We start from the raw sequence: 26,367 nt of genomic DNA on the forward strand, positions 1-26,367 counted from the left end.
TACGGCGGCATATAATCATGGTGAGTTGACATAGGAGGAGGAGCATATGATGGAGCAAGCACAGATCATTCGTATGGCAAAAGAAATCATCGCATTAGATGTGAAGAGGGATGAATTGCTTGAGCAATTCATGCAGGCTGCAGGTCAGAATGCACATGCGCTTCTAAGAGCCATGCAAAATGATTTGTATAAGAAGTCTTCATAAGCAACCGATCCAAATCACTTGATAGGAGGGATAATCGGTGCGGCGTATATTAAAAGAAGCTTTAGCAAAGGAAAGACATTATTATACGAAGCAGCTATGTTCAATAGGGGTTTACAGCCCTGATGCGGCCAAGAACATGACAATTAGTGACTTAAAAAAAGAGTATCATTTCTTTTTCAACAAAACAGAACGCTATCTGTAAAAATCCCTTGAAATGTGCGTATGTCACATAAAGGGTTCTTTTTTTTGTTTAATATTATAGCAATATTGAATTTTGTAGAAATTTGGCGAATGAAGTGCAAGAAATCATAGATTCTTTACAGATTTTGTTAAAGTGTGTCGCATCTTGATGGTTTGCTGAAAAAGCTTTTTTTCGAGATGATTGTGAAAAATAAGAAGGATTTTAAAAGTTTATATCGAAACCTTATACATAACACGAATGGAGTCACTTATGTGGTTGAAAGGGTTTTCAAAAACGTACTTCTATTTTTTACGAAAGGCTCCAACTGCACCGCAAGACAGCCTTGAAGTTAAAAAAATATTATAAGAGGTAGATATGTGATGAGACTATCGTTTAATGAAGAAGAAGTAGAACGCTCAATGACGCTTTACAAGGTTTTTGCAAGAGCATTTAAAAGCGTTTCAGAACACAGTATTAGAGACAGCAAAGAGCATGGGTTTAATCCAACTGAATTTGCCGTTCTTGAATTACTGTACACAAGAGGTGCTCAAAAGCTTCAGCAAATCGGCTCAAGACTCCTGCTTGTCAGCGGGAATGTGACGTACGTAATTGACAAATTAGAACGAAATGGTTTCATTGAAAGAGAACAGGACCCCAAGGATAAACGGTCTGTTTATGCCCATTTAACGGAAAAAGGACGAAGCTATCTTGACAAGATTTATCCGATCCACTCTCTTCGGATTGCGCGTGCATTCTCTGGTCTGACGCGTGAAGAGCAAGAGCAATTGATTAGTCTATTGAAAAAAGCAGGTATTCACAGTCAGCATTTATTATTTAGATAAAACGAAAAGGTGCCAATGATGGCACCTTTTTTATGTGTCAAGCAGCGCCGGATAGGCGATGAATTTTTCAATATCGCTTGCTGGCAGCGGCTTGGCATAATAAAACCCTTGCAGGTCGTCACAGCCCTGGGCAGATAATAGCTGAGCCTGTGCAAATGTTTCAACACCTTCTGCTATCACTTCGAGAGATAATTGATGTCCCATCGCTATAATAGCCCCTGTAATCTGTTCAGACTTTGAATCACTTAAAATATCCTCTATAAAGGATTTATCAATTTTCAGTCGATGAATCGGTAAATCCTTTAAATAGCTTAATGAGCTGTGGCCTGTACCGAAATCATCAATACTAATGCGGACGCCAAGCTGTTTCAGCGACGTTAACACCTGTTTTGATTGCTTGATATTGTCCATTGTCATACTTTCTGTGACTTCAAGCTCCAAGAGTGACGGTTTCAGATCGTATTTTTTCAGTGTCAGCTTGATCAAATCAATTAGATCTTCAGAATTGAATTGTTTCGCAGATAAATTGACAGCCACAGGAATCTTCAGCCCATCGTCATACCACATTTTTGCCTGCTTGCCAGCCGTATCAATGACCCATCTGCCAATATCAATGATCAGACCTGATTCCTCTGCCAGCTCAATAAAAGCCTCAGGTGACTTTAAGGAACCATCTGGTGCCTTCATTCTCAAAAGGGCTTCAACCCCAGTCATCTTTCTTGTTTTGGCACTGACTTGCGGCTGGTAGTGAAGGACAAATTGTTCTCTTTGAATGGCATCCCTCAGCTCCAGCTCCCGGTTTAACCTGTCCTCACTCAATCTTTCCATGGATTCGGTAAAGAATTCATAACGGCTTTGCTTATGTTTTTTGGATAAATACATGGCCATATCGGCTTTTCTCATCAGCTCCATCCCGTCTTTGCCATTTTGCGGAGAGATAGCGATCCCAATGCTGATTGACGTAATAAGCTGATGGTTCTGGATGAAAAAAGGACGTTCAAATTGATGGATGATATTTTTAGAAAATTGTTCGATTTTATGTGTATCATGATCCATGTGGGGAAAGATCATTAAAAATTCATCACCGCCAAGTCTTGCGATAAAGCCATTGTCCGGTAAACATTGCGTTAGTCTGTTTGCGGCAGCTTTCAGCAGTAAGTCTCCTATGTTATGACCAAGTGCATCATTAATAATTTTAAAACGATTTAAGTCCAGAAACAGAACCGCTGTTGATGTTTTTGACTTTTCTTGAGCGGAGAGAACATCATTTAAATGATTGATGCCGTGGCGGCGGTTAGGAAGCTCTGTTAGTGCATCATAATGTGCCATCACATGAATTTCTTTTTCTGCAATCCGCTGCTGTGTTAAATCTTTTAAAACAAGATAAATGCTGTCGAGTGAATTGTTCACATGAACAGGTATGTAAGTGACATGATAATAATAAAAACGATCTGCTGTTTTCAGTTCTGCTTCGCGTGTGATGGCCTTTTTTGACTGAGAAATAAATTCTTCCCACAACTCAGTCGGCATCACATATTGGCTGACATCATCACCAATCTTAGAATTGCACAACTCTAAGATTTGTTTACCAGAGTCATTTGCAGAAAGAACCTTTTGATCGACAGATAACACGATAATGCCGTCTATATTATGTTTGATGAGCGATTGAAACCGCTGTTCATTTTCTTTCAGCTGATCTGACTGCGTCATGATCCGGTGATCAATATAGGCACCAAAGATCATCAGCGTTTGAACAATAAGTGTCATCAATCCGATGAAAATCGACAGACTGAATGGCGACATTTCAAGATAGCCGCCTGCAGCAGCCTGTCCATTTGAATGATAAAACATGGTAGAGGCAGCCATACCAGTATAATGCATGCCTGCTATAGCACCGCCCATCAACATTGAACCAAGGCTCTTTAAAAGATAATTCTTCCGTTTACTTTTCATGTGCTCAACACGAAAGAAGAGCTTCAATGAAAAGTAGGAGGCAATGGCAGCGATGAAAAATGAAAGAAAAAAGAGGACTGGATCATAGCTGATTGAGACATTGGCCATTGATTCCATTCCAAGATAATGCATGCTGCAAATAGCTGTACCTATAGTGATTGAACTAATGAGCAGCCTTCTTCTAGAGACCTGCTTTTGAATGCATATTGAAAAAGCAATCAAGGATCCGATAAATGAGGCCAAAATCGATAAAATCAGTAAGGACGTATCATATGTAATGCCAACACGCATTTGAAATGCCATCATGCCAATAAAATGCATCGACCATATCCCCATTCCCATGATCATTGCACCAATGAGCAGCCATACCTTTTTCTTTGCACCGCTTGACTGTGCTACCCTGCTGGCTATATGAAGAGCTGAGTAGGAGGCGACAGCGGCGACAGCGATTGACAGAAAGACAAGCCATCCATTGTAGCTTCCTGTTAAATGGGTCATGTAAGAAAACCTCCTGTATCTTAAAACAGACATATACTTAATATATCGGATCGAATGGCTTCTGTGTTCACCTTTCCTTCACTTAAATAAAACAATCAACGTTTTTTTCATCCTTCTTTTATAGTAAAATCAAATTTAATGTAAAAAAACGATGAAAAGTGAATCGTTTCTTCGGTTTTATTCGTTTAATATATGGTGTGATTCTAAAAGAGATAGAATCAGTCAAATGATTATGTGTGAAAGGGATTGATAAACATCGAAGATTTTATTATTTCATTAGCTGATGCCTTTAAGAACTTGTCATACTTTGGCATCTTCCTCGCATTATGCATTGAATTTGTACCTGCTGAAGTGGTTTTGCCTCTTGCAGGTTACTGGGTCTCAGAAGGGGACATGGCCTTTATCGGTGTTGTGGCGGCCGGCTCCATAGGCGGCGTGGCTGGCCCGTTGACCTTGTACTGGTTAGGACGTTACGGCGGCAGACCCTTTTTAAATAAATATGGAAAGTACTTTTTTATAAAACCTGAGTCACTTGATAAATCGGATGCTTTCTTTGAAAAGCATGGCGGATTGGTCGCATTCAGCGGCCGGTTTATACCAGGAGTCAGAACACTGATCTCCATCCCGTGCGGTATTGCTAAGATGAATGTGTGGGTCTTTTGCCTGTATACGTTTTTGGCGATTACACCAATTACGTTTGTATATGTGTATCTTGGGTTTATGCTTGGGGAGAACTGGAAAGAGGTTGGCGCTATGTTAGATCCTTATCTTCTACCAATTGGTATCGGTGTTGTGTTATTGTTTGTTCTCTACCTGTTGATAAAACGAAGAAAAAGAAAAACAGAAACGCCAACTGCTTAATCAATGGATCGAACAGAAAGTCACCTGTTGACAATCGAGTGTCTATTGATTATGATATAAGTAATCTAAATATTCTAAATCCCGCCAAAGGGGAGTAGCGTCCGGTTTTTACCGGAAACAAAGTCGTCATTACATGGACTGATGTTCATCGGCTTTGTTGGCATGATTCTACATATCACATGTCTAGCAAGACCTTTGCCATTACAGGCAAAGGTCTTTTTTGCATTCATAAGCCTTTGTCTGTTGTGGGACAATAGATAAAAACAAGGAGGAATGATGATGGATGCAGCCATTATTTTAGAGTACGGGTGGGTTCTGCTCGTACTGATTGGATTAGAAGGGATTTTAGCAGCTGATAACGCGCTGGTCATGGCCGTGATGGTCAAACACCTTCCTGAAAAACAAAGAAAAAAGGCACTGTTTTACGGACTTGCAGGTGCGTTTGTCATGCGATTTGGTTCTCTGTTTCTTATTTCGTTTTTAGTGGATGTGTGGCAAGTTCAAGCCATTGGTGCCATTTATCTTCTTTATATTTCCATTCACCATATTTTAAAATCGCACGTATTTAAGAAAAAGGAAACAGATACAAACATGAAACAAAGCGGCTTCTGGGCAACAGTCGTGAAAGTAGAGCTTGCCGACATTGCTTTTGCTGTAGATTCCATTTTAGCGGCAGTCGCTTTAGCTGTGACACTGCCAAAAACAAGTCTTCCGCAAATCGGTGGACTCGATGGCGGTCAATTTATTGTTATTCTATTAGGCGGTATCATTGGTCTTGTTATTATGCGATTTGCAGCAACGGTCTTTGTGAAACTGCTCAAAACAAGACCGAGCCTAGAAACAGCAGCATTTGTCATTGTCGGATGGGTGGGTGTGAAGCTCACGCTTTATACACTGTCACATCCAGCCATCGGGGTCGTATCGTCTCATTTTATCCATTCAGCATTATGGAAAGTCATTTTCTGGACAGTGCTTCTCGCAATTGCAGCATTTGGCTGGTTTTTATCAAGTCCATCAAGAAAAGGCGGGCAGGAAAACGAGGAGAAACAAGAGGCACGCCTGGGAGAGTAGGTTTTTTGAAAGAAATATCATTTCATTTTCATAACACGTATATTACAAATAAGGGGGAGATACCCCCTTATTTCTTTGCTTTTAGACGAAACATTGTAAAGTAGATGGTGACATACATGTCATAATTGAGTAACAGGAAATGAATTCCTCATTTCTTCCTTTGCGCTTCCCTCATAAATTAGCTATCATAAATGAGTAATATAGGGAGAACTGAGGTGAAACCATTGCTTAGCCTTTTGTTTAAAAAAGGAAAGAAAAAGCAAACATTAGAGCAGTCGGCTATCAGTATTCAACAAGGTGATATCGAACTGCAAAATGCATTAATAGAGCAATACAAACCATTTGTCGCTAAGACGGTTTCATCCGTTTGTAAACGATATATAGATGAAAAAGATGATGAATTCAGCATAGGCTTAATAGCCTTTAATGAAGCGATAGAAAAATACTCTGCCGAAAAAGGAAACTCACTGCTTGCTTTCGCAGAATTAATTATTAAAAGAAAAGTGATTGACTATATTCGAAAAGAAGCAAGAAATGCGCCAACGGTTCAAATGGACCTGCAAGAAAGTGAGAATGGCGAATACTCTCAAAGCATGATTGAAGCAGAGCTCTCTGCAAATGAATATAGGCGTTTAATTGAACAAGAACATAGAAGAGAAGAGATTGAACATTTTAAAGAACGATTGAAAGTTTACGGTCTCACGTTTCAAGAGCTGCTTGAGCATTCACCAAAGCATGCAGATGCCAGGCAAAATGCCATTAAAGTAGCCCATACACTCGTTGAACACGATGAGCTGAGAACCATTTTATTTCAGAAAAAACAATTGCCTGTCAAACAGCTGGAAAAGCTAGTGGAAGTCAGCCGCAAAACGATTGAGAGAAATAGAAAATATATCATTGCGATGGCGATCATTATGACAGGTGACTATGTGTATTTGAAAGATTACCTTAAAGGGGTGCTTAATTCATGAGAAGAGGCATTATAGTAGAGAAAAACAAAAAATATGTCACGCTGCTGACCCCTGATGGACAATTTCTGCGGACAAAATATGAAGAGCAAAACTATGAAATCGGCCAAGAAGTGACATTTCCGAATGAATCACGTCTCGAAAGAAAAAGAGCCGGTTTTTTTGACCTGCTTCGTTTACGTCCGTTAAATGCAGGAATCCTATCAATAGCAGCGATTATTGTCGTAATTTTTACTATGATGCCATCTTTCTCAAGTCAAAAAGCATATGCGTATATGACAATTGACATTAATCCAAGCTTTGAGCTGAAGCTTGATCACAATTATCAAGTGATCGGTGTCACACCGCTGAATAAAGATGCAAAGCAAGTACTGGCGAGTATGAAGGATTTAGAAAAAAACGACATGACCAAAGTCGTGCAGGAAATTATAGATGACTGTGACAAAAAAGGATATGTGAACAATTCTAAAAGTATTTATATTTCAACCGTTTATGAAAACAAGCAGGACAATACATATAAAACAAACGTAAAAAGCAAAATTAACACCATTTCTGGTGAATATCAAAAACGCAATTATAAGCTGGAAACTGTGGAAAGTGACCTGGAAACAAGAGAAAAAGCTCAAAAGGCAGGCATTTCAACAGGAACATATATTAGAAATCAAGAAATGCAAAATAAAGAACATGAAGACATCAAAAAGGATGAAGACGCAGCAGAGAACGATGCTGTGAAGGAAGAAGATCCTAAGAAACATGAAGAAGAACAAGCAGATAAAGACAAACAAGAAGACGTAGAGACAGACGATAGCGAAGAGATGCAGCCAGATCAAGAGGCTCCTGAAGCTGAGCACAAAGAGCAGAAGGAGGCAGAGAGGGAAGAGCAAGGATCTGTTCAAAAGCCTCAAAAACCTGATAATGAAAGCAAAGACAGCAACATAAAGGAAGAAAAGGATCATTCTTTCGATAAAGAGCAAAAAAAAAATCACTCAACTGATCCTGATGAAAGAAGACACTGGAACGGTACATCACGTGGTGATGCAGAAAAACACGCAAAAAAAAACAGCAGGGATCAGAACAATCCATCCGCTGAACAAAAAAGAGAACATGCAAAGCAAAAAGGGAAAGGTGCACCGTTTCCTTATCGCGAGAACCGGCATGAGCACACATATCAACAATAAAAAAACGCCAGAATAGCTCCGGCGTATTTCACCATGTCATGATTTAGATTGATTACCCATTTGTGATTGAGCCTGTTGAACGAGTCTTTTTGTGATTTCACCGCCAACAGAACCGTTTGCACGTGAAACTGTATCTGAACCGAGAGTGACGCCAAATTCTTGAGCGATCTCGTATTTAAATTGATCTAAAGCTTGTTCTACTCCAGGAACAAGAAGTTGATTTCGATTTGCCATGTTCGTATTCCTCCTTTCACCTCATGTTTGTTGCGCCTTCTTATTTTGAAAAAAAAGCCGTACAATTATGCTGGCAATTGCTGTACAAAAAACCGAGATGATGAAGGTCACCTCGGTTCTTATTTATCCCTTATTCAGCTGCAGCGTATTATACATCATTTCTTGAGCTGTACTTTGCAAATGAGAAGTAAAGACAGAGAAGACGGTAGAACTGATAATCCCTTTAATCAAATTCCATTGGCTCTTCGTCAATTCTGTAAACTCGTCATGAAGCTTGTCTGTCTGCTCCTCGGTTATTTCTCGTAAATTTGTTTCCTTTAATGGAAATTGTGTATGGTGATAAATAAAATCAAGGACGTGCGCATATGCTTCATAAAAACGGATTGGACTAATAATATCATCTGTTCGATCTGTGATGGTGTTAAATAAGGCAGATAAGATCATACGTATGGTATCGAAGTCAAAAACTGATTTTAAATCCCTGACAATTAATAAAATAACGACCTGATCAATAGAGTACTTCTTGCCAAGCTCTGGATGGCCAATCATATCTTTAATATCACGTTTGATCCAATTTTGGATCGCCGTCGATTTAAGAGAAGTCAGCTCACACAAGTTGCCAAGCTCAACAATTTCATTTGTAGAAAGACCATGCTCTGATTTTTGCTTCCGCCGTTCAAGCTTCTCAAAAAAAGACGGGATCTTTAATTCATCATAGTCATGATCCTTGCCATTTTTTACAGATAGTTTCAAAAGCTGAAGCGGAGTCAGATCTCCCTCTCCTTTTAGAGAATACAGAAGTCTTGTCATGTCAATTCTCGTTAATTTAAAAGTAACCATGTTCCACCTCATTTGTACGTCAAAACGTGATTATTGATCTAATTCAACATCATAGTCTCTTTTTGATGAAAATGCAAAATAAACTCAAAATCAGACCTGTGCGTCACAATTTGTTCACTTTTCTGCTGGGGTAAATGTCGTAAATATTGATGTGACGGGGCTTTAGCCGTTATGATAAACAAAGAAAGTGATTCCTTTTTCCTTGCAATTTGAGACGTTTATTTTTATAATTTTATTAATAAGTTCATTTGAACTTAATATGACAGCGGAGGTTATGTATGGGTAAGAGAATATTTCTGTTTATATTAACGAACATTCTTGTTATCACTACGATTGGTATTGTACTGTCGGTTATTAGTGCAGCAACTGGTGTTGGTTCTTATATAGGAGCAGACGGTGGAATTAATTTTGTTGCACTGCTTGTATTCAGTGCAGTTGTTGGTTTTGTTGGCTCGTTTATGTCACTTGCAATGTCTCGCTGGATGGCAAAAATGATGATGGGTGTACGTGTGTTGAATCCAGAAAAGGATTCATTAACATATGATGAGCAGCAGCTTGTTGACCGCGTGCACAGACTATCAAGAGCAGCAGGCCTTTCTAAAATGCCTGAGGTTGGTATTTATCAATCATCTGAAGTAAATGCTTTTGCAACAGGTCCTTCTAAGAGAAGATCACTTGTTGCGGTATCAACTGGATTGCTTCAGGAAATGGATGATGCAGCAGTTGAAGGTGTAATCGCCCACGAAGTCGCTCACGTTGCAAATGGTGACATGGTGACGATGACGCTGCTTCAAGGAATCGTCAACACGTTTGTTGTGTTCCTTTCAAGAATTGCGGCATGGATCGCTAGCCGTTTTGTTTCACGAGAAGAGCTTGTGCCGATTGTTCATTTTATCGCTGTGATTGTTTTCCAAATCATTTTCTCTATCCTAGGAAGCCTTGTCGTGTTTGCATATTCTAGACACCGTGAATTCCATGCAGACCGCGGCGGAGCCGACCTTGCAGGTAAAGATAAAATGATTCATGCGCTTCGTTCACTTGAGGCGTACACGTCAAGAATCAAAGATGATGATCAAACAGCAGTCGCTACACTTAAAATCAGCGGTAAACGAAAAGCTTCTCTTTTCTCAACACACCCTGATTTAAACGAAAGAATCAGAAGACTAGAAGCAAAATAAGAAAGAGGAAAAAGACATTCTTTTACAGGATGTCTTTTCTTTTTGATGAAAAAGAAAATAAAGCATAAAATAGCTTTAAAATCATGTCTCTTTTCATTAAAATGATAAAGGTATTCGAAAAGATAGATAAAAGAAGGAATGACAATGAATCCTATAAAAAAGCTAATTGACCGGCTGTCAGCTTTTCAGTTGATTGCCCTTTATTATTTTCTTGCTGTGACCGTGTCGTTTATTCTACTCAGCCTGCCAGTGGCTCATCAAGAGGGAGTCAAATGGACATTCATTGATGCCTTGTTTACAGCGGTGAGTGCTGTAAGTGTTACAGGACTGACTGTTGTCGACACCTCACAAACATTTAGTGTGGCAGGGATGTGGATCCTTGCATTTGTTCTGCAAATCGGAGGCATCGGCATTATGACGCTCGGTACTTTCGTATGGCTAGTTATGCGAAAAAGAATTGGAATTAAAGAAAGAAAGCTTATCATGGCAGATCAAAACCAAAGCAATTTATCTGGAATTGTGAAACTAATGAAGCAGGTCTTATATTTAATTTTGCTGATTGAGTTTGTCGGCGGGCTGATTTTAAGCATGTATTTTCTCAAGTATTACGATGTGCAAGGCGCTTTCTTACATGGCTTCTTCTCAAGTATTAGTGCGACAACTAATGGGGGCTTCGATATTACAGGGAGTTCTCTTATTCCTTACAAAGATGATTATTTCGTCCAGTTTATTACGATGCTGCTGATCATCTTTGGAGCGATTGGTTTTCCTGTGCTCGTGGAAGTGAAGGATTATTTGTTCAATCAGGACCGAAAGCACGCATCATTCTCACTGTTTACAAAAATCACAACGCTCACGTTCGGCGGCCTTGTGGTTGTTGGAGCGATTGGAATCTATGCACTTGAAGCAGGGTTTAGCTTTGTAGGGAAAAGCTGGCATGAAATCTTGTTCTATTCTTTGTTTCAATCGACTGCAACAAGAAGCGGGGGGCTGACAACGTTAGATATTACGCAGCTGACGGAACCGACGCTTTTATTTTTATGTATGCTCATGTTTATCGGGGCTTCCCCAAGCTCTGTGGGGGGCGGCATTCGGACAACTACGTTTGCTCTTAATTTACTCGCCTTGTTTCATTTTGCTAGGGGAAATAAGTCCATTAAAATCTTCAAGAGAGAGCTTCATCAAGCGGATATTAATAAATCCCTTATGGTAACCATGATGGCCTTTATTTTGGTCTTTGGCGCTACGTTCCTGTTATCCTTAACAGAGCATAATACACTTCTTGAAAATTTATTTGAAGTCTGCTCTGCTTTCGGAACAACGGGGCTGTCGCTTGGGATCACCTCAGATCTCACTGTGTTTGGTAAATGTATCATCATGGTGGTCATGTTTATTGGCCGGATCGGTATTCCAAGCTTTTTATATTTAATAGGCCGAAGAGAAAGCGAAGCAAATTATCATTATCCGAAAGAGCGCGTCATTATTGGCTAAACAGCATTCAATTTGAATGCTGTCAGCGTGTAAACAAACCCTCGCATTCGCCCGCAGTTCTGCGCTCCGGTACTCACGAATGTCAAATTCGCTCCGTTCCGGTGCTCGTCCTTCCTAGACTTCAAAGGTTTTCTATCACGCTGAAATGAAAACAAAGGGCCAAAATGATCTTCATTTTGGCCCTTTGTCAACATCTTACAGCATTCAATTCGAATGCTGTTTTTTTATTTCCATTATCTAACTGGCTAAATCACATGGGATGTTCGCAATCTATAGGTAAGAGGTGAACGAGACGTGCTGGATGTGTTATGGAAAGCAATTGTCATGCTGCTAGTTGGTACCTTGCTGCTGAGAATAGCAGGGCCTAAATCGATTAGTCAATTAACTGTACAACAAACAGTCATCATGATTTCAATCGGATCGATTATTATCCAACCCTTTATTGAGCATAATTTACTTGAAACCATTTATGCAGCTACCATCTTTATTGTGGCACTTGTCATTATGGAGAAGCTGTCGATTCAATCGGATTTTTTTGAAAAATTGCTTTCAGGAAAATCGGTCGTTATTCTACAGGATGGCGAAATGCTTGATCATAAGCTGAAGAAAACAAGACTCACAAGGGATCAATTTAAAATGCGTTTAAAGCAGCAAGGCATCACTGACATCAGCAGTCTCAAAAGAGCCACGCTAGAAGCCAATGGACAAATTGGCTATGAGTTAAAACCTGAGGAAAAGCCAGTGACGGTCAAGCAAATGAAAGAACTCCTTGACCAATTAAGAGAAGAACTAAACCTGTCAAAAAAGGACTGAATTCAGATGAAAAGAAAAGCAGCGAAAAATGAAGCATTAACAAATAATATGACGCCGACAGAAAGTATGGCACATGATCAAGGACAAACTCAATTTGACGAACAATCAAGAGATCGTCAGGCAAACCGAAATTCTCATAAAGGGAAACAAGGGGGAGCATCTCGTGACTAAGAAGCATATGAAGAGCAAAGAGATGAAGGACCATAAAAAGCCAATGGACCCAGATATTTTAGAAGAGGAATTTGGCAGTGAGCTTGGAGATATTAACAGCAGCAAATGGATTGATACATTGGTGAAGCCAAAGAAAGATGATGCATGTCAGCAGAATAAGAAATAGAAAAAACGATCCATGAAGGATCGTTTTTTATTTGATATAACTCCCTTGCCTGCCGGTGATCGTTCGCATGAGATTGTTCATTTTGAGCTCGATCACTGGCTGTGCAACGGTTTTGACAAAAGTGCTAGACAGGGTAAAGGTTAACAGAATGGTCAGCAGCAATAAAATGAGTACACTTGCTGCATTTAGCGCCCAGTCATCAAACCAAGTGGTTCTTAGCAGCTTGATCACAAAGCCGTGTAATAAATAAACATATAACGTTCTTGTTCCCCATTTTGTAAAGAAGAAACGGCGTGTTGGAACTAATGCAAAGAAGCTGAAAGTAGCGCCAAATGCAAGCAAATACCATGCCATTCGTTTCATCGCCGCAATCATTCCTTCATCCCCAAGAGAAGCATACGACTTTGAGCCAAATAAGAAGGAATAATCAAATTCATAGAAGTAGCAAAACAGGAACACAGCCATTAATACAAAAAGTGCTGCCAGCTTTCCTTTGCTTGTACGGATGAATTCAAAATGCTGCTTTTTTAAATAGAATCCAGCTAAAAACATAGGCAAAAAGACAAACGTACGTGATAAGCTGAGTGTATCGCTGATGCTGTCCACATAACCGACGAGTAAAGCAATCGATAAACTGACGATCATCGCCCAGTGAAACGGCAGTTTTGAAAAAGGAATGAGCAGCAAATTCCAAAAGAATAAACTAATTAAAAACCATAAGGACCATTGTGGATCAATTGGATTTAAATTGGCCATGCTTTGATCCTGCAAGAGATAATAGTAAACCGAATAGATCACCTGAAAGATTAAATATGGGATGATCAGCTTAACGGCGACTTTTTTCATAAAGCCCGGTTTTCTAAACCCTTTTGCAAAAAAGCCAGAAACTAAAATAAAGGCGGGCATGTGAAAGGTATAAATAAACTTGTATAAATAGAGCATCCAGTCATTATCATGAATGAATGATCGTAACAAATGACCAAAAACAACTAGAAAAATCAGAAGGAATTTCGCATTATCAAAATAACTATCTCGTGAAGATGCCATAACATCACCTTTCCTGCTCGATTTCAAACATAAATGTTCTAAGTGCACTGTTCCCTTATTTGCCTCATTCTAAAATACATTTTCGCTCAATTCGCTATTTGATGTGAAATTGTAGAATGGTTGTAAAAGAAGCGTAAGAAAAGTGAACCGTTATACAATCCTGTCATCCAAATGAAATAAATGAGACAGTCTTCGTGTAAAAAGTTATCTTTTTTTATGAGTCGAATGAAGGAACAATGAAAATATTGTAGAAATATTGTAGAGGAATGAGGCTGGAAAAGGAGTGTAAGAGAATGACTGAAACGCTCGATGGCAATAGGTTAACCCCTGCGGGAGATATCAGAAAATTAGAAAAAGAGAACGAATATTTGCGAACTGAGTTAATGCAACAAAAAATGCTATTAAATAAGACGCTAGATGCCATTTTTATATTTGATCAGCACCTCAACATCATCCAAGCCAACGAAGCAACATGCAGGCTTGTCCAGACACCGAAAGAAGACCTCCTCAATAAATCCGTTCTAGATTTCCTATACGGCATCCCGAAAGATAAAATTGAATGTTCACTCGATCTATTTTTTCGAAAAGGTATGTTAAAAAGAGAGATCTCCATTCAGCTGGAAAATGGTGAGACAAAATACATTGAATTTGTCGCAGAGCACGATACCATGAGTCAGCAATATATTGTGGTCATGCGAGATATTTCTTCAAAGAAAATATTAGAACGAGAACGCTCCATGAATGAGCAGCTGTTCAAAGATTTGTTTGACCGAGCCATTGACGGGATGGTCATTTTTGATCAGGATGGCTGCATGATTGATGCGAATCATTCTTTTTGTCAGAGCTTTGAGCTGCAAAAGACTGATTTAACCGATCGCTATTTACATGAATTTGTCGAAGAAGAAAATCTTCCCGCCTTGCAGCACCTTTTGACGTCACTTAAAGAAACAGGAAAAGCAAAAGGAGAGCTTCCTGTTACTCTACAATCTGGCCAGCACAAATTATTCGAACTCACCATTACATCAAATGTGATGAGTGGTTTTTATATGTCCATCATGCGGGATATTACAGAAAAAAGACTGATGGAAGAGAAGCTGTTAAAAAGTGAAGAACGCTTTAGAGAAATTTTTGAAAATGCAATGGATGCCATCATCATATGGGCGGACGATGGAGAGATTGTGAAAGCCAATGAATCAGCCTGCCGAATTTTTGAATTACCGATGCACTCGCTGATTGGCAAAAAACTCACCGACTTTCTCGTCAAATCTGATAAGAGATATAGACCAACAAGAAGACGCTATATCCGGAATCATGAAATAAGGGAAGAGCTATTGTTCAAAATGGCAAATGGACAGTATAAAGAGCTTGAGTTTACATCAAAGCATGCGGTATTAGAAGGACAGCACTTAACCATTTTACGTAATGTAAGTGATCGAAAAAGAATGGAGCAGGAGCTGCGCGAAAGTGAGCTTAAATTCCGCAAAGTATTTAATGGATCAATGGACGGCATTGTTCTTTTTGATAATCAATACCGAATCATTGAAGTCAATCCATCTGCCAGCGAGCTGCTTCAATTGAAGGACGATCATTTAACAGAAATGAATCTTTTCCACATTCTTGCCCCTTATCAAATAGAAAATTTGGCTCAGCCAGCCGAGGCGATGTCATTAGATGAAATGGATAATGAGGTTCCGTTTGTACTGAACCATCCAGATCAGCGTATACTGGAATTCTCTTTTAAACGCAACATTATCCATAATATGAATTTGGCGATCTTTAGAGATGTGACAGAGCGGAAGGAATTAGAAGAGCGGGTGAGAAAATCAGATACCCTTCATGTGGTCGGAGAGCTTGCCGCTGGAATTGCTCATGAAATTAGAAACCCGATGACAGCCTTAAAAGGCTTCATTCAGCTGTTAAAAGGAAATATAGAAGGGGAGTATTCGCTCTATTTCAATGTCATCACATCAGAGCTGAAAAGAATTGAATCCATCATCACCGAATTTTTGATTTTAGCGAAACCGCAAGCCATTGTATATGAAGAAAAAAATGTGGTGCAGATTGTGAAAGACACGATGGATCTTCTGCACGCACAGGCGAATCTTGGCAATGTTCAAATGCATCTCAATGTGCTGGATGAGATTCCGCTCATTTATTGTGAACAAAACCAATTAAAGCAGGTCTTTATTAACATTTTAAAAAATGCAATTGAAGTCATGCCGCGCAAAGGAAATGTCTATGTGAGCATTCAGCGGAAGGGTGAGGAGCATATTGTCATTTCACTGCGTGATGAAGGCTGCGGAATGGCAGAGGATAAGCTAAAGCGTCTAGGTGAGCCTTTTTATACAACGAAAGAAAGAGGAACTGGACTTGGCTTAATGGTTAGTTATAAAATTATTGAAGAGCATCAAGGAACCATTGAGGTAGAAAGTGAGGAAGGCGTAGGAACCGTCTTCCATCTCACGCTGCCACTTAGGCAGCAGAAACAAGAAGGAGAGCAGTAACGTGTATTATACCGTCTATCACGCACCTATCGGGGAATTATACATACTAGAAAAGGATGGTGCCATCATCGAGGTGATGTTTGATGATGAACCGTTTTTAGCAAAAAAGCAGGCAGCGAATCTAAAGCAAGCAGATACGCCTGTCTTACAAGAAGCGAAAAAGCAGCTAGATGAATATTTCAAAGGTGAGCGGCAAGTATTCGATCTCCCGCTCAAGCAAACTGGTTCTCCGTTCCAAGAGCAGGTGTGGGAAGCATTGTCAGCCATACCATATGGTGAATCAAAAAGCTATGCAGACATTGCAGAAGCGATTGGCAATCCAAAGGCTGTAAGAGCCATCGGACAAGCTAACAGACGAAATGCATTACCTATTTTTATCCCGTGTCACAGGGTGATTGGAAAAGACCGGACTCTGACGGGCTATGCAGGATCGAAAACAGACATGAAAGCGGTCCTGCTTGAATTAGAAGGCATCCCATTTGTTCAAAAATAAAACGATTGACCTGTTCCAAATGTTTGTCAAGCGACATATCCTTTTATTAAGCTAAAAAAGTTGGTTGAGGGAAAAAGGAGGGCGCTGGCATGTTTTGGGGCAAAAAAGGCAAAATGTATGCCGTTACGTCACTATGTGTCAAAATGAACGTTTTGACAGAAGAACAAAAAAAAGAAATCTTAACAAAAACGAATCAAGAAACAAAAAAGCGCGGTGCTCTTAAATGACAAGAACACGGCGCTTTTTTGCGATCATTGAGAGATGCTTTCGGCGAAAAGAGCATCAATCTCTTCTGCATAGTTCGATGTGATAATTCCCTTTTCTGTAATGATGCCTGAAATAAGATGATGAGGAGTGACATCAAAGGCGGGATTGAATACCTGAACATCAGGCGGTGCAATGGGGACGCCGTTTAATTCCTTTACTTCCAGCGGGTCGCGCTCTTCAATTGGAATATCTGACCCGTCGCGGGTGGATACATCAAAGGTTGAAAGCGGTGCTGCTACAAAAAACGGAATGTTAAAATGCTTGGCTAGAACGGCAAGACCTAACGTTCCAATCTTATTCGCTGTATCTCCATTACGGGCGATACGGTCAGCTCCAACAATGACAGCAGAAATTTGCTTTTCCTTCATCGTATGGGCTGCCATGTTATCTGTAATGAGCGTCACATCCACGCCGCCTTGCATGAGCTCCCATGTTGTCAGACGAGCGCCTTGAAGAACAGGGCGTGTTTCACATGCATAAATGTGAAGATCAAGATTTTTCTTTTTGGCTAAATAAAAGGGAGCAAGGGCTGTACCATACCGGCTCGTTGCGATGGAGCCTGCATTACAAATGGTCATGATACGGTCACCTGATTTAAAGAGCTGAAGTGCATTTTGACCGATTTGTCTGCATGTTTCTTCATCTTCTATTTGAATTTGAATGGCTTCATGCACAAGGTCTGTTTTGGCTGCATTCACTGATGCTGCACGCTGAATGCGCTGCAGCAGCCGGTCTAATGCCCAGGCGAGGTTCACAGCGGTTGGACGAGCACTGTTTAAATATTCTTTGATTCGAAAGACTTCTTGTCTAAAAACATCCAATTCTTCTGTTTCAATTGCTTGTGCACTGAGCGCCAGCCCAAAAGCTGCTGTAATGCCAATCGCAGGCGCTCCGCGTACTTTTAATGACACAATCGCATCATACACATCTTCTTTCGTATATAAATGCTCAAATACGGTTTCGGTTGGTAATTTTTGCTGATTTAAAATGTTAATACGGTTTTCTTCCCATTCGACAGAACGGGGGACTTCAAATTCTTTTGACAAAACCCGTCACTCCTTTACAGATGGCTGGAATAATGCGACGAGGTCAGACGCTGTTTCCACTGCATGATATTGTTTGATAAATGTTTTTCCAAGTGTCAGTGCTGCTTTTTTCTGCTGAATCCGTCTAGTTGGTGATGGAATTGCATCAAGGTCAGCGGCATGAGCAAGACCAATTGTTCGGCGGACAAGCTCACAGCCGGCAAAGCCTGTCGCTTCTTTTAAAATCCGGTCAAACGTTGTTTCTAAAAAGCTGTCCGATACACTAAACGCTTCAATGCTGTCCTCTTTCCAAGCTTTTGTGAACACTTCTTTGAAGGTTGCCCATACATTGACGACATGGTTAAAAAGGTGCTGCTGCTCGTGTTCATTCTCGCGAGATAAAGCATTCAGGAACAGATTGGCGATAAAGTGGCCGATATCGAATCCGAAGGGACCGTAAAACGCGAATTCTGGATCAATGATTTTCGTTTCAGTTTCATTTGCAAAAATACTGCCTGTATGAAGATCTCCATGAACCAATGTTTCAGCTGATGTCAGGAAGATACGCTTTAATTCTGCTGCCCTAGCTTGCACTTCAAGATCTGCCCAAAGCGCTTCTGCAGATTCTCTTAATTCTTCTTCGAAGTCATTTGTTTCACTATCGAAGAAAGGGTCTGTGAAGACGAGTTTTTCTGTGATATCGCACAGGTCAGGGTTCGTAAATTGCTTCACAAATTGTTTTTTGATTTTAGGATTTGTAGCAAAGTCAGATGTGTAAAAAAGTGTTTTTCCTAAAAATTCTCCAACATGATCAGATAAATGCGGATATTGTTTTCCGGCAATTAGCCCTTTTCTGACGATTTCTAAGTGGGAGAGATCCTCCATGGCTGTCACTGCAAGAGCTGTATCTGAATAATAGACTGCTGGTACGAGGTGAGGCGCATATTCTGACTGCTTGATCAGGGCGGCACTTTCAATTCTTGCCCGGTCTAATGTAAGCGGCCAGCTCTCCCCTACCACCTTTGCATAAGGCAGCGCCTGCTTGATGATCAAACCTTTTTCTTGTTTGTGATCATAAATATGAAAGACGTAATTTAAATTCCCGTCCCCAATTTCAGTGCATGTCAAATGACTGCTTTCTTGGATCAAGCCAAGTCTAATTGCGAGTGCAACTGCCGAGCTTTCTGTTAGTTCTTCATATGATGCCGTAAGTGTAACCAATTGCTTCCCCTCCAAATCATATAAAAAAGCCTCTTTCTCCTGAGAGAAAGAGGCTTGATGGTGTGTATGCCCAAAGCCTCTCTTATCTCTCAGCACATACGTCTGACGGAATTAGCACCGTGCCCTATAAGACAATTGTCTTGGCGCTTTATTTGCTGCGCCCCACTTCACAGTGGTATTAACGGTCGGTTGCTGTTGGGGTCAAAAGGCCAAATCCCTCGCCCAACTCTCGATAAGAGAAATCAATATGTAATTGTTTCGTGTCTGATTGCATTTCTTAATTCAAGATATTATCAGAGCTGCGCTTTACATGTCAATCTTTTTTCAAAATTGCTTTACAATTCATAAAACAATCCATTACAGTGATTGTATTGTCACGTAACTTGAATAGAAGGTGAAGAAATGGAATTCCAGCAATCAGATGTGTTGAAACAATTACCGAAACAATTTTTTGCGTCCCTTGTCCAAAAGGTGCAGAAAAAAGTACGGGAAGGGGCAGATATCATTAATTTGGGGCAGGGAAATCCTGATCAGCCAACTCCTCCGCACATTGTAAAAGCCATGCAGGAAGCGGTAGCAAAACCTGAAAATCATCAATACTCCTCATTCCGTGGAACAGCGAAATTAAAAAAGGCTGCTGCCGCTTTTTATGAAAGAGAATATGGGGTCGCACTTGATCCAAAAACGGAAATTGCGATTTTATTTGGCGGGAAAGCAGGGCTTGTTGAGCTGCCGCAATGTCTGCTGAATCCGGGTGATACGCTTCTTGTCCCTGATCCTGGTTATCCTGATTATTGGTCAGGCGCTGTGCTTGCTGGAGCGCATATGGTAACCATGCCACTTCTTGAAAAAAATGATTTTTTACCTGACTACGATTTGCTGCCTGAAGATGATAAGAAAAAGGCAAAATTAATGTATTTAAATTACCCCAACAATCCGACGGGTGCTACGGCAAGCCGTGCATTTTTTGAAGAAACCGTTACGTTTGCGAAAGATCACGAGCTATGTGTAGTCCATGATTTTGCATATGGCGGCATTGGATTTGATGGAGAAAAGCCGCTCAGCTTTCTGCAAGTAGAGGGAGCGAAAGAGACGGGAATAGAAATTTACACATTATCTAAAACGTACAATATGGCAGGGTGGAGAGTAGGATTTGCAGCAGGAAATTCGTCTGTTATTGAAGCGATTGAGCTTTATCAGGATCATCTGTTTGTCTCGCTGTTTAAAGCCACTCAAGATGCAGCAGCGGAAGCGCTATTAAGCGATCAAACGTGCGTGCAGGTGCAAAATGATCGATATGAGAAAAGGCGGAATGTGTGGATGGCTGCCTGCAAAGAAATTGGCTGGGAAGTCAGTGCACCAAAGGGTTCATTTTTTGCTTGGTTAAAGGTGCCGGAAGGATATACATCTGAAGCCTTTTCTGACTTATTATTAGAGAAGGCACATGTTGTTGTTGCGCCAGGTAATGGCTTTGGTGCTCACGGTGAAGGGTACGTGAGAGTAGGGCTTCTAACAAGTGAGGAGCGGTTACAAGAAGCCGCTCAGCGCATCGCTGCTTTGAAGCTGTTTGAAAAAAAGCCATTGACAACATAAAAAAATGGTGCGATAATTCAGGCAATATTTAAGAAAATTGAATATTCTTATCAAGAGTAGGCAGAGGGACTAGCCCAATGAAGCCCGGCAACCGACTTCCATGAAGCACGGTGCTAATTCTTGCAGCAAGCGCTGAGAGATAAGATTCGGATGAATGACACGAAACAACCTCTTTAAGGCGCTCATGAAGCACTTGAAGAGGTTTTTTTATTGAACATATGCATGACGCAATCGAAAGGGGATTCCTAGTGAGTGAATTACTGGCAACATACGTATTAACACATCGAGAGGATGAACAAATAAATCGAAAAGCAGAGCAGATCGCGCTTGGTTTAACAGTTGGATCATGGACGGATTTGCCGCAGCTCAAAAAGGAGCAGCTTCAAAAGCATAAAGGCCGAGTTGAAAAAGTATTAGAAAAGGCTGTTCCAGCCGAAAATGGCCTTTATCAATCAGAGGTGACCATTGCTTATCCTGAGGCAAACTTTTCAGCTGATTTACCAGCTGTTTTTACGACGATTTTTGGAAAGCTTTCACTAGACGGAAAAGTGAAGCTAGTCGATATCCAATTTTCTGAAGAATTTAAAAAAAGCCTGCCAGGACCTGTATTTGGAATTGATGGCATACGAAAAAAGGTAAATGTGTTTGATCGTCCATTATTGATGAGTATTTTTAAAGGCGTTATCGGCCGTGATATGCAGGATTTAAAAGAGCAGCTCCGCTTACAGGCATTAGGCGGGGTTGACTTCATCAAAGACGATGAAATTTTATTTGAAAGTCCATTAGCTCCTTTTGAAGAGCGAATCAAAGAAGGAAAAGCGATTTTAAAAGAAACCTATGAAGAAACAGGACACCGCACACTGTATGCTGTCAATTTAACGGGCAGAACCTTTGACCTGAAGGATCGAGCGAGAAAGGCCGCTGAACTTGGGGCAGATGCGCTCTTATTCAATGTCTTTGCATACGGCCTTGATGTCATGCAAAGCCTAGCTGAGGACCCAGACATTCCACTGCCGATTATGGCGCATCCCGCTGTGAGTGGTGCTTTGACATCCTCTCCTGAATATGGATTCTCGCATTCTCTTCTTTTAGGCAAATTAAATCGATATGCTGGCGCTGATTTGAGCCTCTTTCCCTCACCTTATGGATCGGTTGCACTTCCGAAAAAAGATGCCATTGGAATCTATGAAGCTTGCGTGAAAGAGGATACGGTTCAAAAAACATTCCCTGTCCCGTCAGCAGGCATTCATCCAGGAATGGTTCCAGTATTGATCAAAGATTTTGGAATTGATCATGTGATAAATGCAGGTGGAGGCATTCACGGACATCCGGGGGGAGCCATTGGCGGAGGGAAGGCATTTCGTTCGATCATTGATGCAGTGATTCACGAAGAGTCCATCCGAGATAAGGCGGCTTCCTGCCAAGACTTAAAAGCGGCACTTGATCTTTGGGGAAGGGTAGCAGAATAATGAAAAAACCAATTGTATGCTGTGATTTTGATGGAACAATTACAAAAAATGATAATATCATCCGCATCATGAAACAGTTTGCACCAAGTGAATGGACGAAGCTGAAGGATGGTGTCCTGTCAAAGGAAATCACCATTCAAGAAGGCGTCGGGCAGATGTTTCAATTACTGAAAAGTGATCAGAAGGATGCCATTCAATCATTTATTTTAGAAGATACAGAGATTCGAGAAGGATTTAAGCAATTTGTCGATGAGGTAAAAAAAGCAGATATTCCTTTCTATGTACTTAGCGGGGGGATGGACTTTTTTGTCTACCCCATCCTCGAAGGCATTGTCGATCGAGACGATATTTATTGCAACCATGCATCATTTGTGGAAGACCATATTCAGATTGAATGGCCGCATGCCTGCGATACGCAATGTCAAAATGGCTGCGGATGCTGCAAGCCCTCAATCATTCGAAAGCTGACTCATGAGGATGACTTCATCATCATGATCGGAGATTCAGTGACTGATGTGGAGGCGGCGAAGCATGCGGATCTTACGTTTGCGCGCGACTACTTGCTCAATGAATGTCAAGAGCTCGGGCTCGTACACAAGGAATATGACACATTTATTGATCTACAAGCGCAATTTGTTCAAATAAAGGAAGTGAAGGAATGGCAGACGCAAAGAGCAAACGCTGGCAGGAGCTAGCAGACGTTAAACGTGAACTGGCTCAAAGAGATTGGTTTTTCGGAACAAGCGGTAATTTATCGATCAAGGTGTCGGATGATCCAATCACGTTTTTGGTGACGGCAAGCGGCAAAGATAAACGAAAAGAAACAAACGAAGATTTTGTGCTAGTAAATGCGGCAGGCCAGCCCCATGATCCGAACGAGCCTCTTAGACCATCAGCTGAAACACTGCTTCACACGTACGTATATGAACGGACGAAAGCAGGCTGCTGCCTCCATGTCCATACAATCGATAATAATGTGATGTCAGAGCTGTATGGGGATAAGGGAGAGATTCGTTTTAAAGGCAACGAAATCATCAAAGCGCTTGGTTATTGGGAAGAGGATGCAGAAGTGTCGATTCCGATTATTGAAAATCCAGCTCATATTCCGCAGCTTGCAGAGCAATTTGCCAAACATCTGACACTAGAGGCGTCATCTGGTGCTGTACTCATTCGCAATCATGGTATTACAGTCTGGGGAAAAACAGCCTTTGAAGCAAAACGAGTATTAGAAGCATATGAATTTTTATTTAGCTATCACTTAAAATTAGCGCTTTATCAACAGCAGCTTGTAAGATAAAAAGGAGGAAAAACACATGGCGACGATTTTGATTCATAATGAAGAGAACACATTACTTGAAAGCGAGCAAGAGGTAGCATCATATTTGGAAAACCAAGGGGTCATTTATGAGCATTGGGATATTGAAAAGCTGCCAAACCGTTTATCAGAAAAGTATGATTTAACCGATGAGGAAAAGGAAGAGATTTTGACTGTTTTCCAAAAGGAAATCCAAAGTATTTCTGAAAAAAGAGGGTACAAAGCGCAGGATGTCATTTCATTATCTGATGCCACGCCAAATCTTGATGAGCTGCTCCAAAACTTTAAACGTGAGCATCACCATACAGATGACGAAGTACGCTTTATTGTGAGCGGGCACGGAATCTTTGCTATTCAAGGCAAGGATGGCGTCTTTTTTGATGTGAGATTGAATCCAGGTGATTTAATTTCTGTTCCGCCAAACATTCGTCATTACTTTACACTTCAAGAGGATCGCAAAGTGGTCGCAGTTCGCATATTTGTCACAACTGAGGGCTGGGTGCCGATTTACGAGGAAGAAACGGTTTAATGATAGAGCTGATCATTCCGCATGAGGCGGAAGATCAGCTTTTTTTTAGGAAATTAGACATAAAATGAGAAAGAAAATAGTTGATTTTGATCTTCTGCATAGGATAAAATTCTGTTTAATCAATGTGTCAGTCCTGTCCAAATTTGAAGTTTACCCCCAAATTTGATTGGGTAAAAGGTCTTTAGGCTGTAAAAAATTAAATAAAATAAGCATATTTAATTTAATTTACAAATAAAGTATAATTTTGGTGTCGGATCATTTTGAGCATAGACAGTCGAAATCATTGCGGGAGCTGAGATCATGAATATTTACGTAAGGAAAGAACAATTGCTGATGTCCATTGATGAGAAGAGAAAACAAATGGTAGAAGCTGCTCAAGTGGAAGGTTACACTGGTGAGAAGACAATTAAATATAGTCAAGAACTGGACAACCTGATGAATGAGTATCAGCATCTTCTTTTTCATGAGAAACAATCTGCCCCCTCCTTTCATGATCTTGTGTCTCAAATGAGTCTTTTATCTGTGAACCGCCCCTCTTATTGACATGAAAAACCGGTCTTGCATAAGCAAAACCGGCTGACATCTTCAGTTATGCTGAGTGAGCAGAAGGAAGCATGATCATGACAGTCGTTCCTTTATTCACTTCGCTATGAATATCAATTGTTCCGCCATACATCGAAATGATTCGTTTACACACGACAAGCCCAAGACCTGTGCCTTTTTCCTTCGATGTAATAAAGGGGAGGAAGATGTGCTTTAACATCTCTTCTGGTATGCCTTCACCTGTATCCTCTACTTTAATGATGACATGTTCTTTTTCAGCTTCGATCACAATCTTCAAATGACCGCCGTTTGGCATCGCTTCTAAAGAGTTCTTTGCTACATTTAAAACAACTTGTTTAATATGATCCTTTGTGCAATACACGCCCACATCTTGAATCGTATTGATTTGCAAATCCACTTCGACATTATAAAGATTTGCCTCAGAGAAAACGATCGGCATGATCTCACTTACAATTTCTTTTACAGAATTATTCTGCCATTTTTCTGCCGTTGGTTTTCCTAATACAAGAAATTCACTGACGATTTGGTTGATCCGTTTAATTTCTTCCTCGATGACAGAAAAATAGAGCTGATCTTCTTCTGAATGATACTTCTTTTGCAATAGCTGGATAAATCCGCTAATCCCTGTTAATGGGTTGCGAATTTCGTGTGCTGTACTTGCTGCGAGTGTTCCGATCAATTCAAGCTTTTGCGCTTCATTTTGATGACGCTCCTGCTGAGTTTGCCGCCTTAACACGATATATTGGACGAGTGTGAATAAAATATTTAATAAAATAAACGCACTGGATAAAGGGATGAGCATCACAGACAGCACTTCACTTGTTGAAGCACGCTGCGGAAAGACCTCCAGCTTCCAGCTGTTTTCATCTAAATATGTAGACACGGTGCTGCCGCCCTCGGGTACTGGCTGTGGACCGCTTGTAAAGACGACATGTCCATTTTGATTCAGCATCTTAAAATGAAGATCAGGGTTCAATACATTCATAATATTTCTTAAATAGTCAATTTGAATGGCGGCAATCAGTACATTGGTGACCTCTTCGTTTTCATCGAGAACAGGCACACAAATGGAGAGAATCCGCTGTTTTGTAATTCGGCTCACATAGTTGTCTGTGATCACGGTCTGCTTGGTCACTTGAATGCGTTTAAAGTAATCTCTGAATGATAGGTTAATTTTTTCCTTTAACGGGGTGGTGCTTGCTGTTACATTTCCTTTTTTGTCTAGGAGATACAGACCTGAAAAACGAGGTTCTTGTTTATAGATTTTCTCTAGGATGTTTTGTACTTTTTTCGTCTCAAGCGGCTGGTCAAATCCCATGGCGAGGGAAGTTAATCTCGCTTCTGTTTCACTTATTAAATAATTCATTTGATTTTTGTGAATATTTAACATAAGTGTAGCGGTTTGTTTGTTCTTTAAATCGATTTTTTCAGTTTCTTTTTCGTAGATAAAATAACTAATGATTAGGGTTGGAAGCATGACCAAAATAAGGTAAAGCCTGATCTTCTTCCAAAACCCTTTCAGTATACTCATCATTCATCGCTCCAACGTATTACCTAATAGACTTATTATAGCATTGAACCTATCTTTATTACGATGACTTGTGTGATTTTTAAAAAATTAGGTGATTCGTTCTGGTCTCATTTTCGTGCTAAAGATGGATCAAAATGTTGACATTTTACTTATTGTTTA

27 protein-coding genes, 1 pseudogene and 3 riboswitches are annotated in these 26,367 nt (G+C 40.4%); of the genes and pseudogenes, 21 read left to right on the forward strand and 7 right to left on the reverse strand.

Annotated features, from left to right (window positions below):
• The first annotated feature begins 49 nt into the window (after positions 1-49).
• The 3 genes from MHB69_RS06240 to MHB69_RS06250 all read left to right on the forward strand — a co-directional run bounded on the left by MHB69_RS06240 (position 50) and on the right by MHB69_RS06250 (position 1,228).
• A complete protein-coding gene (locus MHB69_RS06240; protein WP_087975683.1) occupies positions 50-205 on the forward strand; it encodes a hypothetical protein in 156 nt (51 codons plus the stop codon).
• 37 nt (positions 206-242) lie between these two features.
• Entirely contained in the window at positions 243-407 is a 165-nt protein-coding gene (locus MHB69_RS06245; protein WP_342496084.1) for a stress protein, read from the forward strand.
• A gap of 356 nt (positions 408-763) precedes the next feature.
• Positions 764-1,228: a MarR family transcriptional regulator gene (locus tag MHB69_RS06250; protein ID WP_087975546.1), complete on the forward strand. Its 465-nt coding sequence runs from the start codon at positions 764-766 to the stop codon at positions 1,226-1,228.
• A gap of 30 nt (positions 1,229-1,258) precedes the next feature.
• Here the strand turns inward: MHB69_RS06250 and MHB69_RS06255 are convergent, their stop codons facing one another.
• Positions 1,259-3,679 carry an EAL domain-containing protein gene (locus MHB69_RS06255; RefSeq protein WP_268481369.1) on the reverse strand — a complete coding sequence of 807 codons (2,421 nt, stop codon included), beginning with the start codon at positions 3,677-3,679 and terminating at the stop codon, positions 1,259-1,261.
• 246 nt (positions 3,680-3,925) lie between these two features.
• On the opposite strand from MHB69_RS06255, the gene MHB69_RS06260 reads away from it, so the two are divergent.
• The 4 genes and pseudogenes from MHB69_RS06260 (at position 3,926) to MHB69_RS06275 (ending at position 7,757) form a co-directional block, all read left to right on the forward strand.
• Positions 3,926-4,540, forward strand: coding sequence for a DedA family protein (locus MHB69_RS06260; RefSeq protein ID WP_098677349.1), 615 nt, complete (start codon positions 3,926-3,928; stop codon positions 4,538-4,540).
• Between the two features lie 77 nt (positions 4,541-4,617).
• A riboswitch (yybP-ykoY riboswitch) is annotated at positions 4,618-4,724 on the forward strand.
• A pseudogene (locus MHB69_RS06265) lies at positions 4,720-5,611 on the forward strand (TerC family protein). Its footprint overlaps the riboswitch before it by 5 nt.
• Positions 5,612-5,826: 215 nt before the next feature.
• Complete coding sequence (gene sigI, locus MHB69_RS06270; RefSeq protein ID WP_003210952.1) at positions 5,827-6,582, forward strand: RNA polymerase sigma factor SigI; 756 nt, start codon at positions 5,827-5,829, stop codon at positions 6,580-6,582.
• Complete coding sequence (locus tag MHB69_RS06275) at positions 6,579-7,757, forward strand: anti-sigma factor domain-containing protein (protein WP_342496085.1); 1,179 nt, start codon at positions 6,579-6,581, stop codon at positions 7,755-7,757. The genes sigI and MHB69_RS06275 overlap by 4 nt, the downstream gene beginning before the upstream one ends.
• Positions 7,758-7,793: 36 nt before the next feature.
• Here the strand turns inward: MHB69_RS06275 and MHB69_RS06280 are convergent, their stop codons facing one another.
• Together MHB69_RS06280 and MHB69_RS06285 are read right to left on the reverse strand one after the other, a co-directional pair.
• Positions 7,794-7,991, reverse strand: a complete 198-nt coding sequence (locus tag MHB69_RS06280; RefSeq protein ID WP_034281522.1) for an alpha/beta-type small acid-soluble spore protein — start codon at positions 7,989-7,991, stop codon at positions 7,794-7,796.
• Positions 7,992-8,114: 123 nt separating this feature from the next.
• A complete protein-coding gene (locus tag MHB69_RS06285; RefSeq protein ID WP_025092320.1) occupies positions 8,115-8,831 on the reverse strand; it encodes a DUF1836 domain-containing protein in 717 nt (238 codons plus the stop codon).
• Positions 8,832-9,109: 278 nt separating this feature from the next.
• On the opposite strand from MHB69_RS06285, the gene htpX reads away from it, so the two are divergent.
• The 5 genes from htpX (at position 9,110) to MHB69_RS06310 (ending at position 12,650) form a co-directional block, all read left to right on the forward strand.
• Positions 9,110-10,009 carry a protease HtpX gene (gene htpX, locus MHB69_RS06290; RefSeq protein WP_065214289.1) on the forward strand — a complete coding sequence of 300 codons (900 nt, stop codon included), beginning with the start codon at positions 9,110-9,112 and terminating at the stop codon, positions 10,007-10,009.
• Positions 10,010-10,153: 144 nt separating this feature from the next.
• Positions 10,154-11,500, forward strand: coding sequence for a TrkH family potassium uptake protein (locus tag MHB69_RS06295; RefSeq protein ID WP_080701186.1), 1,347 nt, complete (start codon positions 10,154-10,156; stop codon positions 11,498-11,500).
• Between the two features lie 294 nt (positions 11,501-11,794).
• Positions 11,795-12,313 carry a YetF domain-containing protein gene (locus tag MHB69_RS06300; RefSeq protein ID WP_034281527.1) on the forward strand — a complete coding sequence of 173 codons (519 nt, stop codon included), beginning with the start codon at positions 11,795-11,797 and terminating at the stop codon, positions 12,311-12,313.
• Positions 12,314-12,319: 6 nt separating this feature from the next.
• The gene (locus MHB69_RS06305) at positions 12,320-12,484 is read left to right on the forward strand and encodes a hypothetical protein (protein WP_087975542.1); all 165 of its coding nucleotides are present in this window, start codon (positions 12,320-12,322) and stop codon (positions 12,482-12,484) included.
• Positions 12,477-12,650 carry a hypothetical protein gene (locus MHB69_RS06310; RefSeq protein WP_170825835.1) on the forward strand — a complete coding sequence of 58 codons (174 nt, stop codon included), beginning with the start codon at positions 12,477-12,479 and terminating at the stop codon, positions 12,648-12,650. The genes MHB69_RS06305 and MHB69_RS06310 overlap by 8 nt, the downstream gene beginning before the upstream one ends.
• 27 nt (positions 12,651-12,677) lie before the next feature.
• Here MHB69_RS06310 and MHB69_RS06315 read toward each other — a convergent pair whose 3' ends face one another.
• Positions 12,678-13,697, reverse strand: a complete 1,020-nt coding sequence (locus MHB69_RS06315; protein WP_342496086.1) for an acyltransferase family protein — start codon at positions 13,695-13,697, stop codon at positions 12,678-12,680.
• Between the two features lie 293 nt (positions 13,698-13,990).
• On the opposite strand from MHB69_RS06315, the gene MHB69_RS06320 reads away from it, so the two are divergent.
• From MHB69_RS06320 to MHB69_RS06330, 3 genes are all read left to right on the forward strand, one after another.
• Positions 13,991-16,201 carry a PAS domain S-box protein gene (locus MHB69_RS06320; protein WP_342496087.1) on the forward strand — a complete coding sequence of 737 codons (2,211 nt, stop codon included), beginning with the start codon at positions 13,991-13,993 and terminating at the stop codon, positions 16,199-16,201.
• A gap of 1 nt (position 16,202) precedes the next feature.
• Complete coding sequence (locus MHB69_RS06325) at positions 16,203-16,694, forward strand: methylated-DNA--[protein]-cysteine S-methyltransferase (RefSeq protein ID WP_046310751.1); 492 nt, start codon at positions 16,203-16,205, stop codon at positions 16,692-16,694.
• Positions 16,695-16,783: 89 nt separating this feature from the next.
• Positions 16,784-16,921, forward strand: coding sequence for a hypothetical protein (locus tag MHB69_RS06330; protein WP_162860203.1), 138 nt, complete (start codon positions 16,784-16,786; stop codon positions 16,919-16,921).
• Positions 16,922-16,945: 24 nt separating this feature from the next.
• On the opposite strand, the gene mtnA is transcribed toward MHB69_RS06330, so the two are convergent.
• Complete coding sequence (gene mtnA / locus MHB69_RS06335) at positions 16,946-18,007, reverse strand: S-methyl-5-thioribose-1-phosphate isomerase (protein ID WP_342496088.1); 1,062 nt, start codon at positions 18,005-18,007, stop codon at positions 16,946-16,948.
• A 6-nt stretch (positions 18,008-18,013) separates the two neighbouring features.
• A complete protein-coding gene (gene mtnK / locus MHB69_RS06340; RefSeq protein ID WP_041116443.1) occupies positions 18,014-19,207 on the reverse strand; it encodes an S-methyl-5-thioribose kinase in 1,194 nt (397 codons plus the stop codon).
• 79 nt (positions 19,208-19,286) lie between these two features.
• A riboswitch (SAM riboswitch) is annotated at positions 19,287-19,446 on the reverse strand.
• Positions 19,447-19,609: 163 nt separating this feature from the next.
• Between mtnK and MHB69_RS06345 the strand changes: the two genes are divergently transcribed.
• The 6 genes from MHB69_RS06345 (at position 19,610) to MHB69_RS06370 (ending at position 24,656) form a co-directional block, all read left to right on the forward strand.
• A complete protein-coding gene (locus MHB69_RS06345) occupies positions 19,610-20,800 on the forward strand; it encodes a pyridoxal phosphate-dependent aminotransferase (protein WP_176967484.1) in 1,191 nt (396 codons plus the stop codon).
• 44 nt (positions 20,801-20,844) lie between these two features.
• Positions 20,845-20,946, forward strand: a riboswitch (SAM riboswitch).
• Positions 20,947-21,018: 72 nt separating this feature from the next.
• The gene (gene mtnW, locus MHB69_RS06350; protein ID WP_268480768.1) at positions 21,019-22,269 is read left to right on the forward strand and encodes a 2,3-diketo-5-methylthiopentyl-1-phosphate enolase; all 1,251 of its coding nucleotides are present in this window, start codon (positions 21,019-21,021) and stop codon (positions 22,267-22,269) included.
• Positions 22,269-22,964 carry a 2-hydroxy-3-keto-5-methylthiopentenyl-1-phosphate phosphatase gene (locus tag MHB69_RS06355; protein ID WP_041116448.1) on the forward strand — a complete coding sequence of 232 codons (696 nt, stop codon included), beginning with the start codon at positions 22,269-22,271 and terminating at the stop codon, positions 22,962-22,964. Before mtnW ends, MHB69_RS06355 begins: the two co-directional genes overlap by 1 nt.
• Positions 22,928-23,566 carry a methylthioribulose 1-phosphate dehydratase gene (locus MHB69_RS06360; protein WP_034281536.1) on the forward strand — a complete coding sequence of 213 codons (639 nt, stop codon included), beginning with the start codon at positions 22,928-22,930 and terminating at the stop codon, positions 23,564-23,566. Before MHB69_RS06355 ends, MHB69_RS06360 begins: the two co-directional genes overlap by 37 nt.
• Positions 23,567-23,582: 16 nt before the next feature.
• The gene (locus MHB69_RS06365; protein ID WP_034281537.1) at positions 23,583-24,113 is read left to right on the forward strand and encodes a cupin domain-containing protein; all 531 of its coding nucleotides are present in this window, start codon (positions 23,583-23,585) and stop codon (positions 24,111-24,113) included.
• 300 nt (positions 24,114-24,413) lie between these two features.
• Positions 24,414-24,656 (forward strand): aspartyl-phosphate phosphatase Spo0E family protein, encoded by a 243-nt coding sequence (locus MHB69_RS06370; protein ID WP_024424676.1) that lies wholly within the window; start codon positions 24,414-24,416, stop codon positions 24,654-24,656.
• A 46-nt stretch (positions 24,657-24,702) separates the two neighbouring features.
• On the opposite strand, the gene MHB69_RS06375 is transcribed toward MHB69_RS06370, so the two are convergent.
• Positions 24,703-26,208 carry an ATP-binding protein gene (locus MHB69_RS06375; protein WP_034281538.1) on the reverse strand — a complete coding sequence of 502 codons (1,506 nt, stop codon included), beginning with the start codon at positions 26,206-26,208 and terminating at the stop codon, positions 24,703-24,705.
• Positions 26,209-26,367 lie beyond the last annotated feature (159 nt).

It is taken from the genome of Bacillus sp. FSL K6-0994 (genome assembly GCF_038630815.1).
Lineage (GTDB): Bacteria > Bacillota > Bacilli > Bacillales > Bacillaceae > Bacillus > Bacillus safensis.

What these genes read in the sequence shown, in the direction of transcription:
- MHB69_RS06240 (WP_087975683.1), top strand. Translation starts at nt 50, where the DNA reads ATGGAGCAAGCACAGATCATTCGTATGGCAAAAGAAATCATCGCATTA.
- MHB69_RS06255 (WP_268481369.1), bottom strand. Translation starts at nt 3,679, where the DNA reads ATGACCCATTTAACAGGAAGCTACAATGGATGGCTTGTCTTTCTGTCA.
- MHB69_RS06275 (WP_342496085.1), top strand. Translation starts at nt 6,579, where the DNA reads ATGAGAAGAGGCATTATAGTAGAGAAAAACAAAAAATATGTCACGCTG.
- MHB69_RS06280 (WP_034281522.1), bottom strand. Translation starts at nt 7,991, where the DNA reads ATGGCAAATCGAAATCAACTTCTTGTTCCTGGAGTAGAACAAGCTTTA.
- MHB69_RS06285 (WP_025092320.1), bottom strand. Translation starts at nt 8,831, where the DNA reads ATGGTTACTTTTAAATTAACGAGAATTGACATGACAAGACTTCTGTAT.
- htpX (WP_065214289.1), top strand. Translation starts at nt 9,110, where the DNA reads ATGGGTAAGAGAATATTTCTGTTTATATTAACGAACATTCTTGTTATC.
- MHB69_RS06295 (WP_080701186.1), top strand. Translation starts at nt 10,154, where the DNA reads ATGAATCCTATAAAAAAGCTAATTGACCGGCTGTCAGCTTTTCAGTTG.
- MHB69_RS06305 (WP_087975542.1), top strand. Translation starts at nt 12,320, where the DNA reads ATGAAAAGAAAAGCAGCGAAAAATGAAGCATTAACAAATAATATGACG.
- MHB69_RS06315 (WP_342496086.1), bottom strand. Translation starts at nt 13,697, where the DNA reads ATGGCATCTTCACGAGATAGTTATTTTGATAATGCGAAATTCCTTCTG.
- MHB69_RS06320 (WP_342496087.1), top strand. Translation starts at nt 13,991, where the DNA reads ATGACTGAAACGCTCGATGGCAATAGGTTAACCCCTGCGGGAGATATC.
- MHB69_RS06330 (WP_162860203.1), top strand. Translation starts at nt 16,784, where the DNA reads ATGTTTTGGGGCAAAAAAGGCAAAATGTATGCCGTTACGTCACTATGT.
- MHB69_RS06345 (WP_176967484.1), top strand. Translation starts at nt 19,610, where the DNA reads ATGGAATTCCAGCAATCAGATGTGTTGAAACAATTACCGAAACAATTT.
- mtnW (WP_268480768.1), top strand. Translation starts at nt 21,019, where the DNA reads ATGCATGACGCAATCGAAAGGGGATTCCTAGTGAGTGAATTACTGGCA.
- MHB69_RS06355 (WP_041116448.1), top strand. Translation starts at nt 22,269, where the DNA reads ATGAAAAAACCAATTGTATGCTGTGATTTTGATGGAACAATTACAAAA.
- MHB69_RS06360 (WP_034281536.1), top strand. Translation starts at nt 22,928, where the DNA reads ATGGCAGACGCAAAGAGCAAACGCTGGCAGGAGCTAGCAGACGTTAAA.
- MHB69_RS06365 (WP_034281537.1), top strand. Translation starts at nt 23,583, where the DNA reads ATGGCGACGATTTTGATTCATAATGAAGAGAACACATTACTTGAAAGC.
- MHB69_RS06370 (WP_024424676.1), top strand. Translation starts at nt 24,414, where the DNA reads ATGAATATTTACGTAAGGAAAGAACAATTGCTGATGTCCATTGATGAG.
- MHB69_RS06375 (WP_034281538.1), bottom strand. Translation starts at nt 26,208, where the DNA reads ATGAGTATACTGAAAGGGTTTTGGAAGAAGATCAGGCTTTACCTTATT.